We start from the raw sequence: 17,715 nt of genomic DNA, 5'->3' as shown, positions 1-17,715 counted from the left end.
TGTATCTGATCGGCCGGTAATTTCATCACTTCACGAGCGGACGCGTAGAGCCGGGCCGCCCAGGAGCTCCCGTTCCGGGATGCGGACGCGTCTTTCTGTTGAACCCTGTTGTATCTATGCTGTGCGCATGCCTGCCGCGCCCCTCGCATCCCCTCCCGTCGTGAAGCAGCCCCCCGCCGCCGAGCGCGTCTACGCCCACATCAAGAAGGGCGTGCTGGACCGCCATTACGAAGGCGGCACCCTGCTCACCGAGGGCGACCTCGCCGACGCCGTCGGCGTGTCCAGAACGCCCGTACGGGAAGCGCTGCTGCGGCTCGAAGTCGAAGGGCTCATCAAGCTCTATCCGAAGAAGGGGGCCCTGGTCCTCGCCGTCTCCGCCCAGGAGATCGCCGACGTCGTCGAAACCCGGCTGCTGGTGGAGGAGTTCGCGGTGCGCCGCGCCGTGCCCGCCTCCCCCGCCCTGATCGCCCGTCTCGAGGAGCTGCTGGAGGAGCAGCGGCAGCGCGCCCTCGAAGGCGACCTCGCCGAAGTCGCCGCGGCCGACCGCTGTTTCCACGCCGAGATCGTCCGCAACGCCGGGAACCAGATCCTCTCCCGCCTCTACGACCAGCTCCGCGACCGCCAGCTGCGCATGGGCGTCACCATCATGGAGGCGCATCCCGACCGCATCGCCAAGAACATCACCGAGCACGCCGAGATGCTCGAAGCCATCAGGGCGGGCGACGTCGAGCGCGCAGCCCAGTGCGTACGCCGCCACGTCGGCCGGGTCAGGGTGCTCGTGCGGGGTGAGGACCGGTGAGGAGGCGCTCCAGGAGGAGCCCCTCCGCTCCCGCTCCCTGCCTGCCCGGCGATCCGCCCGGCGGCCGCCGCGCCGCCGCCGTCTGGGGCATAGGCGTCGCCGTCTACTTCGTCGCCGTCATCTTCCGTACGAGCCTGGGCGTCGCTGGCCTCGACGCCGCCGACCGGTTCGACGTCAACGCCTCCGCCCTGTCGACGTTCTCCATCCTCCAGCTCCTCGTGTACGCGAGCATGCAGATACCCGTCGGCCTCCTCGTCGACCGCCTCGGTACCAAGAAGGTCCTGACCCTGGGTGTCGTGCTCTTCACCCTCGGACAGGCCGCCTTCGCCCTCTCCCCCTCGTACGGCATGGCCCTCGCCGCCCGCGCCCTGCTCGGCTGCGGCGACGCGATGACGTTCATCGCCGTACTGCGCCTGGGCGCCCGCTGGTTCCCCGTCCGGCGCGGACCGCTGATCGCGCAGCTCGCGGGCCTGTGCGGGATGGCGGGCAACCTCGTCTCGACGCTCGTCATCGCGCGTCTGCTGCACGGGGTCGGCTGGACCGCCACCTTCGCGGGCAGCTCGCTCGCCGGGGTGCTCGTGCTCGTACTGCTGCTGCTGTTCCTCAAGGACCACCCCGAGGGGTACGAACCGGCCCCCGCCGAGCACGCGGGCGCCGCGTACGTCCGCAAGCAGATCGCCGCCGCGTGGCGCGAGCCGGGGACGCGGCTGGGGATGTGGGTGCACTTCACGACGCAGTTCCCCGCGATGGTGTTCCTGCTGCTGTGGGGGATGCCGTTCCTCGTCGAGGCGCAGGGGCTCACGCGCGGCACGGCGGGCGAGCTGCTGACGCTCGTGGTGCTGTCCAACATGGCCCTCGGCCTGGTGTTCGGGCAGATCATCGCCCGCCACGGCGCCGCCCGCGCGCCGATCGCGCTCGGCACCGTCGGGGCCACCGCCCTGCTGTGGGCGGCGGCCATCGCGTACCCGGGCGACCACGCGCCCATGTGGCTGCTCGTCACCCTGTGCCTGGTGCTCGGCGCCTGCGGCCCTGCCTCGATGATCGGCTTCGACTTCGCCCGTCCCGCCAACCCGCCCGAGCGCCAGGGCACCGCCTCCGGCATCGTCAACATGGGCGGCTTCGTCGCGTCGATGACGACGCTGCTCGCGGTCGGCGTGCTGCTCGACGCGACCGGCGACAACTACCGGATCGCGTTCGCCTCGGTCTTCGTGCTGGAGACGCTCGGCGTCGTACAGATCCTGCGCCTGCGCAAGCGGACCGCGCGCCGGGAGCGGGACCACCTGGTCGCCAGCCGCGTCGAGGCGGTACACGTCCCGGCCTGACGGGTTCGGCGGCCTCGGCGGCCTGCCGGTCTCGGCGGCCGTGTCCGGCCCGACGGGCCCGAGCGGCCTGACGCCGCCGCAGGATTACGGCGTGACGGCGAAGTTGCGCAGGATCGCGTCGGCCAGCTCCTGGTCGCCCTCGACCTTCACGAGGTCGGCCACCGCGTCGTAACGGACCCGCCCGCAGGCCAGGCGTACGTACGTCTCCCAGTCCAGGGCGATCGTCGAGAGCGGGCCGAGCGACGGCGTGCCGTCGACCGTGCCGCGCCCCTCCGCGTCCACCCGGACCGTGCGCATGAACTCCACCGGGCCGTGGACGTCGAACACGACGGCGGAGTTCGCGGGCGCGCCGGCGTGCTTCGCGACGACCTTGGGCAGGCCGAGCACGAGGACGTCGCGGGCGACGATCGCGCCGGGCGAGTCGAGGTTGCCGGGACGGCCGAACGTCGTACGCAGGTCCTGCTCGTGCACCCACGTGTCGAACGCCCGCATCCGCAGCGCCAGTTCCAGGGTCTGCTCGGCGCCGAGGGGGGCGCGGACCATGGTGTCGGGCGAGCGGGTCTCGTTGCGGAGCTGACGCTGGCGGCGGATGATCGTGTACTCGAGCTCCGAGGTCATCTCCGGCGCGGTGTGGTGCCGTCGTACGTCGACCTGCATCTCCATGTACCGCGCGAACTCCGAGGTCACGTGGTACAGGTCGCGCGGCAGCGAGTGGATCGGGCGCGGGTCGCCGAGCATCTCGCACTCCATGCCGATGATGTGCGAGACGATGTCGCGCACCGACCAGCCTGGGCACGGCGTGCGGCGGTTCCACTCCCCTTCGACGAGCGGTGTCACCAGCTCGGATATCGCTTCGATGGAGTGGGTCCAGGCTTCGGCGTACGTCTGGAGGCTGGGATGGACGGTCACGGGACCCCTCGTGCGGTTCAGTGGCGGTGGCGCGGGCTGGCTGGTCTGGCGGGACTGACTGGCTGGCGGGCGGGCTGGACTGACGGTGCGTGCCGGACTGCGTGGGAGGCTCGCACGCTAAGTTACGCTGCCCCGTGGCACCCTGGCAGTGCTTTGGTGTGACGATCGTAGGCCCGTGTTGACGGCTCGAATGCCAGGACGGTGGTAGTGTGCGCGCCTCTCTCATCCAGATCGCAGTAGACCCGGACGAACCGGTCAATTCCCGTCGGCAGCGCGTGGCTTCACTCGTGCGCGAACAGCGCGAGCGGCACGGCGCCGAGCTCGTCGTCCTTCCCGAGCTGTGGCCGACGGGTGCCTTCGCGTACGAGTCCTTCGTCACCGAGGCGGAGCCCCTCGAAGGGCCGACGTACGAGGCGATGTCGAAGGCGGCGGCCGAAGCGGGCGTGTGGCTGCACGCCGGCTCGATCGTCGAGCGCGACCCGGAGGGCCCCCTCTACAACACCTCGCTCGTCTTCGCCCCCGACGGCGAGCTGGTCCGTACGTACCGGAAGATCCACCGCTTCGGCTTCGACAAGGGCGAGGCCGTCATGATGGGCGCGGGCGGGGAGCTGGTCACGGTGGCGGCCGGGGGGCTCACCTTCGGCCTCGGCACCTGTTACGACCTGCGCTTCCCCGAGCTCTTCCGCGGCCTGGTCGACGCGGGCGCGACGGCGTTCGTCGTTCCGGCCGGTTGGCCCGCGAGGCGACGCGAGCACTGGACGCTGCTGGCCCGCGCCCGCGCGGTCGAGAACCAGGCGTACGTCCTGGCCTGCGGCACCGCCGGCACGCACGCGGACGTGGAGCAGGCCGGTCACAGCATCGTCGTGGACCCGTGGGGCGAGGTGCTGGCCGAGGCTGGCGCGGCGGAGGAGGTCCTGACCGTCGACCTCGACCCGGCGAAGGTGGCGGCCACGCGCGAGCAGTTCCCCGCGCTGAAGGACCGCCGCCTGCGGTAGGGCCGGCGCCCCCGGGGGCCGGCCCCTACCGGCCGGGCGCCCCCGGGGGCCGGCCCGCTCGTGCGGCGTCGGCCGAGGCCCGGGGCGCCGCTCGTGCGGCGCCGTCCGCGGCTCCCGGGCCCTGCTCCGGCTCCGGGCGCTGTCCGCGGCTGCCGGGCGGGCCCTACTCCCGCTCCCGCTCCGCCATCCGGATCACGCACACCGCCACCGCGATCAGCAGCGCCGGATCGGCTCCGGCCCGTACGACGTCCACGGCGTACGTGTCCCGCGTCCGGAACCACTTCCGCGAGATGCGGGCCAGCGGCTCGCCGTCGTGCTCGACCGTGAACTCACGGTCGAGCACGCGCCCCGTGACATCCAGCTCGGCCCCCGGCCCGGCCCCCAGCCCCGCCGCGGCCCCGGCGTCGTCCGCCAGGGCCACCCGGTAGTGGTTCCGCAGCAGCGACAGCCGCTTCTTGCGCACGGTCGCCAGCGTCTGCCCGTCCCGCTCCACGGTCATCGCGTCCCGGACGCTGAGCGCCTTCTCGCGCAGGGTGACCAGCACCCGGCCGGCCGGGTCCTTGATCTCCAGGGTGTCCCGCAGCCGCATCGCCTTGCCGTCGACGAGGAAGGCGTGGTGTCCGTTCTCGTCCTCGATCCAGTAGTCGTCACCGATGCCGAAGATCCTGTCGCGAACCAGATATTTCATGCCGCGATGCCTACCCGGTGCCCGTGGCGGGACGGGGGTCCGTACGCATATGCACGCTTTCGGGCCCACACGCCCCCGGCAGCACGGGCGTGATCCGGTGTGCGCGGGCGGATGGCAAGCTTGAAGCATGAACGATGCCGCCCCGGCGCCCACCCCCGCGCCCCGCCGTGCCCGTGTCCGTGCCCCCGAGCTGATCGGCAAGGGCGGCTGGCTGAACACCGGGGGCGAAGAGCTCAGCCTCGCCGACCTGCGAGGCAAGTGCGTAATTGTCGACTTCTGGACCTTTTGCTGCGTCAACTGCCTCCATGTCCTGGACGAGCTGCGGGAGCTGGAGGAGAAGCACCGCGACACCGTGGTGATCATCGGGGTCCACTCGCCGAAGTTCGTGCACGAGGCCGATCACGAGGCCGTCGTCGACGCCGTCGAGCGGTACGGCGTGCACCACCCGGTCCTCGACGATCCCGAGCTCGCGACCTGGAAGCAGTACGCCGTCCGGGCCTGGCCGACGCTCGTCGTCATCGACCCCGAGGGGTACGTCGTCGCCCAGCACGCAGGTGAGGGCCACGCGCACGCCATCGAGAAGCTCGTCGAGGAGCTGGAGGCCGCCCACGAGGCCAAGGGCACGCTGCGGCGCGGGGACGGCCCGTACGTCGCGCCCGAGCCGGTCGCGACCGACCTGCGCTTCCCGGGCAAGGCGCTGGTGCTGCCCGGCACCGGAAACTTCCTGGTCTCGGACACCACCCGGCACCAGCTCGTCGAGCTGGCGGCCGACGGCGAGAGCGTCGTACGGCGCGTCGGCGGGGACGGTGCCTTCAAGGAGCCGCAGGGACTCGCGCTGCTGCCGGACGGGCGGGTCGTCGTCGCCGACACCGTCGGCCACCGGCTGCGTACGTACGACCCCGCGACCGGCGCGATCGAGACCGTCGCCGGAACCGGGAAGCAGTGGTGGCAGGGCTCCCCCACCTCCGGGCCGGCCCGCGAGGTCGACCTGTCCTCGCCGTGGGACGTGGCGTGGTGGCAGGGCAAGGTGTGGATCGCCATGGCGGGCGTGCACCAGCTGTGGACGTACGACCCCGAGGCGGGGACGGTCCAGGTCGCGGCCGGGACGACCAACGAGGGACTGGTGGACGGGCCCGCCGCCGAGGCGTGGTTCGCGCAGCCGTCGGGGCTCGCGGCGGACGGCGACCGGCTGTGGGTCGCGGACTCGGAGACGAGCGCGCTGCGGTACGTCGACAGCGACCTGGCCGTGCACACCGCCGTCGGGACCGGGCTCTTCGACTTCGGGCACCGGGACGGCGCGGCGGAGCAGGCGCTGCTCCAGCACCCGCTCGGCGTGACCGCGCTGCCCGACGGGTCCGTCGCGGTCAGCGACACGTACAACCACGCCCTGCGGCGCTACGACCCGGCCACCGGCGAAGTGACCACCCTCGCGACCGACTTGAGGGAACCCAGCGACGCCGTTCTCGTCGGTGACGACATCGTCGTCGTCGAGTCCGCCCGGCACCGGCTGACCCGGCTGCGGCTGCCCGACGAGGCGGTACGCGTCGAAGCCGTCGCGCGCCGGACCCAGCGCGCGGCGACCGAGGTGGCGTCCGGGAAGCTGCGGCTCGACGTCGTCTTCCAGGCACCCGCGGGTCAGAAGCTGGACACGCGGTACGGGCCCTCCACGCGGCTGCTCGTGTCCTCCACCCCGCCCGCGCTGCTGAGCGCCGGCGAGGGTGCCGGGACCGACCTGAGCCGCGAACTGGAGCTGAACCCCGACGTCACCGAGGGCGTACTGCACGTCTCGGCGATGGCCGCCTCCTGCGACGACGACCCCGCCAACGAGTACCCGGCGTGCCACGTCCACCAGCAGGACTGGGGCGTTCCGGTCCGCGTGAGCGCGGAGGGAACGCCCCGGCTGCCGCTCGTGCTCGCCGGCCTCGACGGCTGAACCCGTCCAGGGCCCGGCGCGCGCGGACGACCGCCGCCGGGCCTCAGGGGTTGTGGTGGTGGTGCTGGTCGTCGGAGACCACGGTGGTGGTGGGGGGAACGACCATGCGACGGCGCCTGGCGACGCTGGCGTAGACCGCGACCCCGATGATCCCCACGAGCATCATGATGACCCCGACGAGGTCGAGGTTGACGCTTTCCATCTCCCAGTCGGTGGCGAATGCGAGTATCGCTCCGCCCGCGATGAGGAGAATAAATCCTCCCAGTCCCATGAGTTCCGCCTCCCTGTTGGCCCGGCTGTTCCGGGCCGGTGTACGTCCTTCGCGTACCCGGCCCTTCAACGGACAAGCCTGCGAGCGGTATTCGGGATTCGGGACTAGCCCTCCAGGAACGCCGTCATCGCGTTGGCCAGCAGGTACGGGTCGTCCGCCCCGCACAGTTCCCGCGCGCTGTGCATCGACAGGATGGCGACGCCGATGTCGACGGTCTGGATGCCGTGCCGGGCCGACGTGATCGGACCGATGGTCGTGCCGCACGGCATCGAGTTGTTCGACACGAACACCTGCCACGGCACCCCGGCCTTCTCGCACGCCGCGGCGAAGACCGCCTGGCCGCTGCCGTCCGTCGCGTACCGCATGTTGACGTTGACCTTGAGGATCGGTCCGCCGTTGGCGCGCGGGTGGTGCGTCGGGTCGTGGCGCTCGGAGTAGTTGGGGTGCACGGCGTGCCCGGTGTCGGACGACAGACAGATGGTGCCGGCGAAAGCCCGGGCTCTGTCGTCGTAGCTGCCGCCGCGCGCGAACACCGAGCGCTCCAGCACGTTGCCGAGCAGCGGACCGTCGGCGCCCGTGTCCGACTGCGAGCCGTTCTCCTCATGGTCGAAGGCGGCGAGCACCGGAATGTAGGGCAGGTGCCCGTCCGCCGCGCTGACGGCCGCCAGCGACGCGACGCCCGCGTGCACGGAGATCAGGTTGTCCATGCGCGGCCCCGCCACCAGCTCGCGGTCGCGGCCGAGGTAGGCCGGCCGGTCGATGCTGTGGGCCATCAGGTCCCAGCCGGCGATCTCGCCCTCGGCGAGACCCTCCTCGTCCTCCAGGAACCGGATCAGGTCCCCTTCGTGCACGTCGCCGAGGCCCCAGATCGGCTGCATGTGGCGCTGCTTGTCGAGCTTGAGGCCCTCGTTGACCGACCGGTCCAGGTGCACCGCGAGCTGCGGTACGCGCAGCAGCGCCCGGTCGATGTTGACCAGCCGGTACGAGCCGTCGCGCAGCGTCAGCCGGCCCGCGATCCCCAGGTCGCGGTCGAGCCAGGTGTTGAGCAGCGTTCCGCCGTAGATCTCGACGGCGATCTGGCGCCAGCCCTCGGCGCCCATGTCGGGCAGCGGCTTCACATGCAGGTGGGGGGAATCGGTGTGCCCGCCGACGATCCGGAACGGAGTGCTCGCTTCGGCGCCCTCCGGTACGTACCAGGCCACGATTGCTCCGCCGCGCAGCACGTACTTGCCGCCGGAGGTCGCGTCCCAGGCATCGGTCTCCGCGACCTGCCGGAACCCGGCCTTGTCCAGGCGCTCGGCGGCATTGGCCACCGCGTGGTACGGCGACGGGCTGGCCGCCAGGAAGGACATCAGGTCGTCTGTGTGGCCGCGGTCGAAGCGGGGAGGTGCGCTCATGGGGTTCACCATAACGAGGGTTAACCCCCGCCCCCAGCGCCCGCCTCGGAGCCCCGGCACCCGCCTCAGAGGCCCGGCGGCCGCTCGAACCGGCGCTGTATGGTCCGGCGTTCGCCGCGGCGCACCTGCGGCAGCATCCGCGGTATGCCGGGCGGCCGCTGCTGCTGCCGGCGGCGTCCCACGCAGAACAGACAGCCGTCCCCGGGCGGCGCGGTCGGGTCGATGGGCGAGCCGGGGTGTTCGGAGCAGCCCGACGCGTTGCGCGGCCGGGACAGCTCGCGGGCCACGATGAAGGCGCGGTGCAGGGTGTCCGCCAGCTCCACGAACTCCTCGCCGGGGGAGGAGACGGTGACGGCGAAGGCGCGGTCGTTGACCCGCCGGACGTATCCCTTGAGGACGTCCAGCGTGTACGGCGGGTCCGGTACGGGGTAGCCCAGGCGGCGCTGTTCGGCCGGTGCGGGGACACTGCGCTCGCCCCGGCGGCGGCGGTCGTTGCACAGCAGGCAGCGGCCCCAACCGGTGGGGGCCTCGGGGTCGATGGCGCCGTTGGGGTGCAGCTCGCAGCCGGTGTAGCTCTTGACGGGCGCGAGGTCGGCGGCCGTCTTGAAGGCGACGTACAGGGTGTCGGCGATCGGCTCGTACTCCAGCGGGTGGGAGCCGTTGTACAGGTCGCCGATCTGGTCGCCCACCGAGCCGAGCTTTCCGCGCAGCTCACTGAGCGCGTACGGCCGGCCGGCCGGGACGGAATAACCACCCCTGCGGGGTTCCATGGAACTCATGCCCACCAGAGTCGCACGGCTCACTGACAACGGGCCGGGTCCGTCCCCGGAGGGAAGGTCCCGGCCCGATGCCAGAGGGTTTTCCAGTGGTGGACTAGAAGGCCGCCTCGTCCAGCTCCATCAGGGACTGGTCGACGGACTCGGCCAGGGCGCGCTCGACGCCCACGCCCGGCAGGACGTTCGCGGCGAAGAACTTCGCCGCCGCGATCTTGCCCGTGTAGAACGGGACGTCCTTCGGGGAGGCGGTCGGCAGCTTCTCGGCGGCCACGGCCGCGCCGCGCAGCAGGAGGTAGCCGACGACGACGTCACCGGAGGCCATCAGCAGGCGGGTGGTGTTCAGACCGACCTTGTAGATGGACTTGACGTCCTTCTCGGTGCCCGCGAGGTCCGTGAGCATGGTGCCCACGATGGCCTCCAGGTCCACGGCCGCCTTGGCGAGGTGGTCGCGGGCCGCGGCGAGGTCCTCGCCGCCGGTGCCGACCGCGAGGAACTTCTTGATGTCCTCGGCGAGCGAGTTCAGCGCGGCGCCCTGGTTGCGGACGATCTTCCGGAAGAAGTAGTCCTGGCCCTGGATCGCCGTCGTGCCCTCGTACAGGGTGTCGATCTTCGCGTCGCGGATGTACTGCTCGATCGGGTACTCCTGGAGGTACCCGGAGCCGCCGAACGTCTGGAGCGACTGCGCGAGCTGCTCGTACGACTTCTCGGAGCCGTAGCCCTTGACGATCGGCAGCAGCAGGTCGTTCATGGCGACGAGCGCCTTGGTGTCCTCGCCCGCGGCCTCCTTCGCCGCGATCTCGTCCTGGACGGACGCGGTGTGCAGGACCAGGGCGCGCATGCCCTCGGCGTACGCCTTCTGCGTCATGAGCGAGCGGCGGACGTCGGGGTGGTGCGTGATGGTGACCTTCGGCGCGGTCTTGTCCATGAAGTTCGCCAGGTCGGGACCCTGGACGCGCTCCTTGGCGTACTCCAGGGCGTTCAGGTAGCCCGACGACAGTGTGGCGATGGCCTTCGTGCCGACCATCATCCGGGCGAACTCGATGATCATGAACATCTGGCGGATGCCGTCGTGCTTGTCACCGATCAGCCAGCCCTTGGCGGGGTGCTGGTCGCCGAAGGTCATCTCGCACGTGTTGGACGCCTTGAGGCCCATCTTGTGCTCGACGTTCGTGGCGTAGACGCCGTTGCGCTCGCCCAGCTCGCCGGTCTCCCAGTCGAACTCGTACTTCGGGACGAGGAAGAGCGACAGGCCCTTGGTGCCCGGTCCCGCGCCCTCGGGGCGCGCCAGCACGTAGTGGAGGATGTTCTCCGACATGTCGTGCTCGCCGGACGTGATGAAGCGCTTGACGCCCTCGATGTGCCAGGAGCCGTCCGCCTGCTGCACGGCCTTCGTGCGGCCCGCGCCGACGTCCGAGCCGGCGTCCGGCTCGGTGAGGACCATCGTCGAGCCCCACTGCTTGTCGACGGCGATCTTCGCGATCTTCTTCTGCGCCTCGTTGCCCTCCTCGAAGAGCACGCCGGCGAAGGCCGGGCCCGAGGAGTACATCCAGACGGCGGGGTTGGCGCCGAGCAGCAGCTCCGCGTACGCCCAGATCAGGGAGCGGGGCGAGGTGGTGCCGCCGATCTCCTCGGGCAGGCCCAGGCGCCAGTACTCGCTGTCCATGAAGGCCTGGTAGCTCTTCTTGAAGGACGCCGGTACGGGCGCGGTGTTGGTGGCCGGGTCGAAGACCGGCGGATTGCGGTCGGCGTCCTCGAAGGAGGCGGCGAGGTCGTTCTCCGCGAGGCGGGCGATCTCGTCGAGGATGCTCTTGGCGGTCTCGACGTCCATCTCCGCGAACGGGCCGGTGCCGTACAGCTTGTCGCGGCCGAGGACCTCGAAGAGGTTGAACTCGATGTCGCGGAGGTTCGACTTGTAGTGACCCATGGCAACGGCTCCGTTAAGGATCGGGAGGGCAGGTTCCTCGTACATCTACTACTAGCAAGTAGCTACGATGATGCTACCCGTCGGTAATAAGGCGCAACCCCTTCGGGCGATGTGTGACTGAGTAGGCTTGCCGCCATGTACGGCTACGACCAGAACCAGGGTGGACAGCAGCAGCAGCAGCAGCAGTACGCGCCGCCGCAGCCTCCGCCCCAGGGCGGCTACGGGGAGCAGCCGCTCTACCCGGAGCCGTCTCCGCCCTCGCTCGCCGACGCGGTGCGCGCCTTCACCACCGGATCGCTGTCCGCCGAGGACTTCCAGCAGATCTTCGCGACGTCGAAGGTCTACTGCCCGCGCGGCGACAACCCGGGATTCCTCGCGCTGCACAACACCCAGCAGCCGGTGATCCCGATGTTCACCTCGCTCAAGGAGCTGCGGAAGTACGCGGGCAAGGAGTCCAAGTACTTCGTGATCACCGGGGCGGAGGTGATCGATCTGCTCCCGACCGGGTACGGCTTCGTCCTCGACATGGAGGGTGAGCACCGGATGGTCTTCGACGCGAAGGCGGTGGAGCAGATGGTCGACTTCGCGATGCGGCGGATGTACGGCTAGACGCCGGTGCCGCGCAGGCGGCCGAGCGGGCCGTTCGTGGCCGGAGGGCCGCCTCGGTGGGGGAGTGTCGGCGTGATGTCATAGCGTGCTCACGCCAAGCACTCGCGACGTCACGGGGGAACATCCGCATGACTCATCCGCCGCAGCAGGGCCCCGGCCCGTACGGCCAGCCCTACCCGCAGGGCCAGCAGCCTCCGCAGCCGGGCTACGGCTACCCGCAGCAGCAGCCGTACCCGCAGCAGCAGGCGTATCCGCAGCAGCAGCCCTATCCGCCGCAGCAGCAGCAGTACCCGCCCCAGCAGCAGTGGAACGCGCCGCCCGCGCCGGCTCCGCCGTCCCGCAGCGGCCCGGGTGCCAAGAAGATCTTCCAGATCGTGGCCGGTGTGATCGTCGCGATCATGTGCGTGGTCGGCTACTTCGCGAGCCAGAACGACGCCGACCACGCGGAGGCCGGTGACTGCCTCAAGAACAACGGCACCACGGTGAGCCCCGACCTCCAGGTGGTGGAGTGCGGGGGCGCCGAAGCCGCGTACAAGGTCGTCGAGGTGATACCCGACACGCTGGAGACCTCGAAGTGCGAGGGCAAGTCGGACATCGGCTACCAGGAGAGCCGGACCGGCCGGCGCAGCTCGGGCAAGCAGTTCGTGCTCTGCATCGACGAGATCAAGAAGTAGGGACCGGCGGTACGCGAGAAGCGGTGCGAGCGGTGGCCGCGACGGACGCCCGACGGGACGCCCGGGAGGAATTCCTCCCGGGCGTTTCCCGTTACGGGTGGCAAGAAGTTCTACGTTCAACTAAAGTGGACGTACAAGGAGGCCCGCCATGCCCGCAGTAACCGTTGAAAACCCGCTGACCCTGCGGAAGGTCGCGGCGCCGATCGGCGCCGCAGCGCGTCCCGTGCTGGCCGTCACGACCGCTCCGGGCGGTTTCGAGGGTGAGGGCTTCCCGGTACGCCGTGCCTTCGCCGGCATCAACTACACGTACCTCGACCCGTTCATCATGATGGACCAGATGGGCGAGGTGGAGTACGCCCGGGGGGAGCCCAAGGGCACCCCGTGGCACCCGCACCGCGGCTTCGAGACGGTCACGTACCTGATCGACGGCACGTTCGAGCACCAGGACAGCAACGGCGGCGGCGGAAGCATCCAGAACGGCGACACCCAGTGGATGACCGCCGGGGCCGGCATCCTCCACATCGAGGCGCCGCCGGAGTCGCTGGTCGTGTCCGGCGGTCTCTTCCACGGCCTCCAGCTGTGGGTCAACCTGCCGGCCTCCGACAAGATGATGGCCCCCCGCTACCAGGACATCCGCGGCGGCCAGGTGCAGCTCCTGACGTCCCCCGACGGCGGAGCGCTGCTGCGCGTCATCGCGGGCGAGCTGGACGGTCACGAGGGCCCCGGCATCACGCACACCCCGATCACGATGATCCACGCGACGCTGCGGCCGGGTGCGGAGATCACGCTGCCCTGGCGCGCCGACTTCAACGGCCTGGCGTACGTCCTGGCCGGGCGCGGCGCCGTCGGTACGGACCGCCGTCCCGTCCACAAGGGCCAGACCGCGGTCTTCGGCGACGGCGGCTCGCTGACCGTGCGCGCGGACGAGCACCAGGACTCCAACACCCCGGACCTGGAGGTCGTCCTGCTCGGCGGGCGGCCGATCCGGGAGCCGATGGCCCACTACGGTCCGTTCGTGATGAACACGCAGGAAGAACTGAAGCGCGCCTTCGAGGACTTCCAGGGTGGCCGCCTCGGCACCATCCCGGCCGTCCACGGCATCGGCGAGTAAGAGTCCGGCACGCCCGCCCGGTTGACGAACGGTCACCCGGGCGGGCGCCCCCGGCGGGCCGTCGCGCGCCGTCCGTGATCCGCTGGGGCGGTGCAGCCGCCCGAGCCGACTCAGCCGCTCCTCCCCGAGTCCGCACGCCGGGTCGCCGCCTGGTGCGGTGTCGCCCTGCTCGTCACCGGGGTCGCCGCGGTCGGGGTCTGGCTGTGCGTCACCCTCAAGACCGCCGTCACGCCCGTACTGCTGGCCATTCTCGGTACGGCGCTGCTCGGCCCCCTGCACCGGCGGCTCGTCGCGATGCGGCTGAACCGGTCGCTCGCCGCCATGCTGACCTGCGTCGCGGTCGTCGCCGTCGCGGGCGGCGCGACGTACATCGTCGTCAGCGCGCTCGCCGAGACCGGCGACCAGATCATCGCCTCGCTCCGACTGGCCGCCAAGGACCTGGCCACGCACTTCGGGGCGGCGGGCACCTCCCTGGACGACGTGGCCGGCAACGCCAAGGAACTGCTCGGGAAGTTCGGTGGTACGGCGGCTTCCGGGCTGATCGCCGGGCTCAGCGTGGTCGGCGAGATGACGGCGGTCGCCGTCCTGGCGCTGCTGCTGATCTTCTTCTTCCTCCGGGACTCGGACAAGGCGGCGGACACCCTGAAGTCGCTCGCGCCGGGTTCGACGGGCGAAACCGCCGAGGCGATGGGCCGCCGCGCGTTCGAGGCCGTCGAGGGCTTCATGCGCGGTACGACGTTCATCGCGCTCATCGACGCGCTCCTCATCACCGTCGGGCTGCTGATTCTGCGCGTGCCGGGCGCGGTCGGGCTGGGCGCGCTGGTTTTCGTCGGCGCGTACATCCCCTACCTCGGCGCGTTCATCTCCGGCGCGGTCGCGATCCTGGTCGCGCTCGCCGACCGGGGGGTCGTGATCGCGCTGTGGACGCTCGGGATCGTGTTCGCCGTGCAGATGTTCGAGGGGCACGTCCTCATGCCCGTGATCCAGAGCCGGACCGTCCAGATGCATCCGGCCGTGGTGATGATCGCGATCACCGCCGGGGCGTCCGTCGCGGGCGTCCTCGGGATGCTCCTCGCGGTGCCGCTGACGGCAGCCGTCTTCGGGGTGGTCGGGGAGATGCGGCGGGGCGAGTACGAGCGGCACTGACCGGAGCCCCGGCCGTGCGGGCTGCGGGGCCGTGGCCGGTTCTGCGGTGCGGGGGCGGTTCCGTCGTACGGGCCGTTCACATGGCCTGTGGCGGGACGGCGCCGCCCGGGCCCGGTTCGAAGCTCGCCAGCATCTGTTCGAGCGCCTGCTGGTCGGGACCGACGAACGGATCGGCGCCGGGGGCCCCGGCGATCGTGTCGAGCATCCTCGGCGTGAGGCCGACGGCCGGCGGCAGGTGGGTGCACAGCACGGTCTCCGCTTCCATGGCGCGCAACGGCTGCACGGTGGCGAGGTACTTGCCGGTGTCGACGGTGTGGACCCACGGGCTGTCGACGGTGGCCCACAGCAGTTGTGCGGCCCGGAGGTCCTCCGGGGTGAGGTCGGCGGCCGTACTGTCCACGGCGGCCTCCGCGCTGGGCATGGGCCCGCCGAAGCAGTCGGAGCTGAAGCACGTCCGCGTGCGGTCGTCGTAGAAGCCGACGGTGGCCGGGTTGTCGAACAGCGGCGGCCGGAAGGCCCGGAGCATACGGCCGCCGCCCACGTCCAGCGACTGCCCCGGGTTGACCAGGCACACGCGGTCCAGCGGCAGGGGCCGCTCGGTCGACATGATCCCGGCGCCGAGGAACGTCGTCACGACGCGGGCCTCGGGGGCGGCGACCAGCAGGTCGAACAGGCCGCCCGTGTGGTCGCGGTCGGGGTGGGTGAGCCAGATCCAGCGCACGTCGGCGGGGTCCATGACGGAGCCGAGCGTGTCGAGGAAGTTCCGGTCGGGGAGGCTGAGGCCCGTATCGACGACGACCGGCTCGTCGGCGAGCAGAACGAAGGCGTTGACCGGGAGGAAGCCGATGCCCGGCACCTCCAGACAGTCCGCCAGGACGGTGGTGTCGGTTCCGATCTTCTGCATGCTCATGGCGGGTCTCCGTGGTCCCCCCGAGGGCGGAGCAGGGCGTCTTGTCGACCATTTTCCCTCTGTGGGGGCGGTACGGCGCTCCGGGAGCGAGGTGCCCGCTACAGCTGCGGCGCTCGGTCCTCGTACAGCTCGAACCAGATCGCCTTGCCCTCGCCCTTCGGGTCCACGCCCCACGTGTGCGCGAGCATCTCCATGAGGATCAGCCCCCGCCCGCTGGACGCCATCTCCCCCGGGCGCCGCTTGTGCGGCAGTTCGTCGCTGGCGTCCGTCACCTCGACCCGCAGCCGCCGTACGCCCGGTTCGCCCGCCGCCTCGGCGATCAGGAGCGCGTCGCCGTCGGTGTGCACCAGGACGTTGGTGACCATCTCCGAGACCATCAGCACGGCCGCGTCGAGCTGTTCCCCGTCCGCCCAGTCGTGCAGCAGATCCCGCAGCTGCTGCCGGGCGGCGGCGATACGTTCCGGCTCGGTCTGGGCGACCGTCAGTGCCGTACGCCGTACGGGGGCCAGCGGCACCGCCGTACCGGGGCCGCAGCCGCAGCCGTTCCCCTCGCGGCACAGCAGCAGTACGGCGATGTCGTCCTCGCGGCGGTCCACCAGCGGGCCCGTGGTGTGGTGCGAGGAGGGGCCGTGGACGCCCGACACCAGCGCGTCGGCGAGCTTTTCCAGGCTGTCGCCGGTGTGCTCCTCCATGATCGTGCGCAGCCTGGCCCAGCCGGTGTCCAGGTCGTGGCCGCCGGTCTCGATGAGACCGTCCGTACAGATCATGATCGTCTCGCCCGGTTCGAGAACGAGCCGCGTCGTCGGATAGTCCGTGTCCGCCACGATGCCCAGCGGCAGCCCACCCGCCGTGGGCCGGACCAGCACCGTCCCGTCACTGAGGCGCACGGCCGGGTCGGGGTGGCCCGCGCGGGCGATGTCGAGGAGCCCGGTGGCGGGGTCCGCCTCGATGTAGAGGCAGGTCGCGAAGCGCGGACCGGAGTGGTCGGCCGGGTCGTGGGTGTCCGTCCCCGGGAAGTCGTGCAGCCCGTGCAGGAAGCGGGAGGCGCGGGAGAGGACCGCGTCCGGGCGGTGGCCCTCGGAGGCGTACGCGCGCAGGGCGATCCGGAGCTGGCCCATCAGTCCGGCGGCCCGTACGTCGTGCCCCTGTACGTCCCCGATGACCAGGGCTATTCGCCCGCTGGGCAGCGGGATCATGTCGTACCAGTCGCCGCCGACCTGAAGGCCGCCGCCGGTCGGAACGTACCGGGCGGCCACCGTCATCCCCGGGATCTCCGGCCCCAGCGTCGGCATCATCGACCGCTGGAGGCCCAGGGACAGCTCGCGCTCGTTCTCGGCCACCGAGGCCCGCTCCAGGGCCTGCGCGAGCATCCTGGCGACCGTGGTCAGCACGGAACGCTCGTCGGGCGTGAACGCCACGGGGTGCGCGAAGCCCGCCATCCAGGCGCCCATGGTGCGGCCGGCCACCGTCAGGGGCACGAACGCCCAGGAGCGCGGCTCGTCGTTGCGGGCGAGGGGCCGGCCGGCGGGGTAGCGGCGGCTGTACTCCTCGGGGGACGAGAGATAGATGGCCCGCCCGGTCCGTACGACCTCGGACGCCGGATGGTCGGTGTCGCGCAGCATGTCGGCGAAGGGGAGGTCGTCGTCCGGCCCGTACCCGTGGTGGCCCAGGACCGTGATGCGGCTGCCCGACGAGCCGAAGACGGCGAGGCTGTCGGGTGAGAAACCGGGCATCGACAGGGACGCGGCGACCCGCAGCACCTCGGCGGTGGACCGCGCCTCCGCCAGCGCACGCCCCGCGTCCAGCAGGAACGCCTCGCGGGAGCGCCGCCAGTCGCCGGTGACGGGGGTGTGGGCGGCGTCGCCCGGCCGGGGCTCCGCGACCTCCTGGAGGGTGCCGAAGAGCTGGTAGTCGTTGCCCTCGACGACCGGCTTGGAGCGGCTGCGCACGGTTCTGAGCAGCCGTCCGTCGACGTCCATGATCCGCAGCCGGGCCTCGGCCAGCGTGCCCTCGGCGACCGCGAGGTTCACGACCCCGTTGATCTCGTTCCAGTCGACCGGGTGAAAACGGGAGCGTACGGCGGCCTCGGGCAGCGTCACGGGCTCGGCGGGCAGCCCGAGCAGCCGGGCGGCCTCCGCGTCGAGCGTGACGACCCCGGATGCGTTGTCCCAGCGCCACAGGCCGGTCGCGATGGCGGCCAGGATGTCCTCGGTACGCATTGCTTCATCTTTACAGGTCGTGGCCGGACCGG

General features: G+C 71.3%; 16 protein-coding genes. 8 read left to right on the top strand and 8 right to left on the bottom strand.

What is annotated here, in order from left to right; genetic code table 11:
• The first annotated feature begins 127 nt into the window (after positions 1-127).
• The gene (locus tag AS594_RS17120) at positions 128-799 is read left to right on the top strand and encodes a GntR family transcriptional regulator (protein WP_069932674.1); all 672 of its coding nucleotides are present in this window, start codon (positions 128-130) and stop codon (positions 797-799) included.
• Positions 796-2,121 carry an MFS transporter gene (locus tag AS594_RS17115; protein WP_069927873.1) on the top strand — a complete coding sequence of 442 codons (1,326 nt, stop codon included), beginning with the start codon at positions 796-798 and terminating at the stop codon, positions 2,119-2,121. The genes AS594_RS17120 and AS594_RS17115 overlap by 4 nt, the downstream gene beginning before the upstream one ends.
• Positions 2,122-2,205: 84 nt before the next feature.
• Here AS594_RS17115 and AS594_RS17110 read toward each other — a convergent pair whose 3' ends face one another.
• Positions 2,206-3,030, bottom strand: a complete 825-nt coding sequence (locus tag AS594_RS17110) for a maleylpyruvate isomerase family mycothiol-dependent enzyme (RefSeq protein WP_069927872.1) — start codon at positions 3,028-3,030, stop codon at positions 2,206-2,208.
• A 209-nt stretch (positions 3,031-3,239) separates the two neighbouring features.
• Here AS594_RS17110 and AS594_RS17105 point away from each other — a divergent pair, with 209 nt between their 5' ends.
• Positions 3,240-4,025 carry a carbon-nitrogen family hydrolase gene (locus tag AS594_RS17105; RefSeq protein WP_069927871.1) on the top strand — a complete coding sequence of 262 codons (786 nt, stop codon included), beginning with the start codon at positions 3,240-3,242 and terminating at the stop codon, positions 4,023-4,025.
• Positions 4,026-4,188: 163 nt separating this feature from the next.
• On the opposite strand, the gene AS594_RS17100 is transcribed toward AS594_RS17105, so the two are convergent.
• The gene (locus AS594_RS17100; protein ID WP_069932675.1) at positions 4,189-4,713 is read right to left on the bottom strand and encodes an LURP-one-related/scramblase family protein; all 525 of its coding nucleotides are present in this window, start codon (positions 4,711-4,713) and stop codon (positions 4,189-4,191) included.
• 127 nt (positions 4,714-4,840) lie between these two features.
• Between AS594_RS17100 and AS594_RS17095 the strand changes: the two genes are divergently transcribed.
• Positions 4,841-6,646 carry an NHL domain-containing thioredoxin family protein gene (locus tag AS594_RS17095; protein WP_069932676.1) on the top strand — a complete coding sequence of 602 codons (1,806 nt, stop codon included), beginning with the start codon at positions 4,841-4,843 and terminating at the stop codon, positions 6,644-6,646.
• A gap of 43 nt (positions 6,647-6,689) precedes the next feature.
• On the opposite strand, the gene AS594_RS17090 is transcribed toward AS594_RS17095, so the two are convergent.
• The 4 genes from AS594_RS17090 to AS594_RS17075 all read right to left on the bottom strand — a co-directional run bounded on the left by AS594_RS17090 (position 6,690) and on the right by AS594_RS17075 (position 11,014).
• Positions 6,690-6,917, bottom strand: coding sequence for a DUF6458 family protein (locus tag AS594_RS17090; RefSeq protein ID WP_069927868.1), 228 nt, complete (start codon positions 6,915-6,917; stop codon positions 6,690-6,692).
• 104 nt (positions 6,918-7,021) lie between these two features.
• Complete coding sequence (locus AS594_RS17085; protein WP_069927867.1) at positions 7,022-8,314, bottom strand: M18 family aminopeptidase; 1,293 nt, start codon at positions 8,312-8,314, stop codon at positions 7,022-7,024.
• Between the two features lie 65 nt (positions 8,315-8,379).
• Positions 8,380-9,093 (bottom strand): hypothetical protein, encoded by a 714-nt coding sequence (locus tag AS594_RS17080; protein WP_069932677.1) that lies wholly within the window; start codon positions 9,091-9,093, stop codon positions 8,380-8,382.
• Between the two features lie 94 nt (positions 9,094-9,187).
• Entirely contained in the window at positions 9,188-11,014 is a 1,827-nt protein-coding gene (locus tag AS594_RS17075; protein WP_069927865.1) for an acyl-CoA dehydrogenase, read from the bottom strand.
• 135 nt (positions 11,015-11,149) lie between these two features.
• Between AS594_RS17075 and AS594_RS17070 the strand changes: the two genes are divergently transcribed.
• From AS594_RS17070 to AS594_RS17055, 4 genes are all read left to right on the top strand, one after another.
• Positions 11,150-11,623, top strand: coding sequence for an SseB family protein (locus AS594_RS17070; RefSeq protein WP_069935146.1), 474 nt, complete (start codon positions 11,150-11,152; stop codon positions 11,621-11,623).
• Positions 11,624-11,751: 128 nt separating this feature from the next.
• Positions 11,752-12,297, top strand: coding sequence for an LppU/SCO3897 family protein (locus tag AS594_RS17065; protein ID WP_069932678.1), 546 nt, complete (start codon positions 11,752-11,754; stop codon positions 12,295-12,297).
• Between the two features lie 148 nt (positions 12,298-12,445).
• Complete coding sequence (locus AS594_RS17060; protein ID WP_069935145.1) at positions 12,446-13,408, top strand: pirin family protein; 963 nt, start codon at positions 12,446-12,448, stop codon at positions 13,406-13,408.
• Between the two features lie 90 nt (positions 13,409-13,498).
• Complete coding sequence (locus tag AS594_RS17055; RefSeq protein WP_069932680.1) at positions 13,499-14,554, top strand: AI-2E family transporter; 1,056 nt, start codon at positions 13,499-13,501, stop codon at positions 14,552-14,554.
• Between the two features lie 76 nt (positions 14,555-14,630).
• Here AS594_RS17055 and AS594_RS17050 read toward each other — a convergent pair whose 3' ends face one another.
• Together AS594_RS17050 and AS594_RS17045 are read right to left on the bottom strand one after the other, a co-directional pair.
• The gene (locus AS594_RS17050) at positions 14,631-15,464 is read right to left on the bottom strand and encodes an oxygen-binding di-iron domain-containing protein (RefSeq protein ID WP_069932681.1); all 834 of its coding nucleotides are present in this window, start codon (positions 15,462-15,464) and stop codon (positions 14,631-14,633) included.
• 98 nt (positions 15,465-15,562) lie between these two features.
• A complete protein-coding gene (locus tag AS594_RS17045) occupies positions 15,563-17,683 on the bottom strand; it encodes an ATP-binding SpoIIE family protein phosphatase (protein ID WP_069927860.1) in 2,121 nt (706 codons plus the stop codon).
• Positions 17,684-17,715: the final 32 nt, after the last annotated feature.

The organism is Streptomyces agglomeratus, from assembly GCF_001746415.1.
In the GTDB taxonomy this organism is placed as follows: Bacteria; Actinomycetota; Actinomycetes; order Streptomycetales; family Streptomycetaceae; genus Streptomyces; species Streptomyces agglomeratus.
This window is presented reverse-complemented; position numbering and strand designations above follow the sequence as displayed.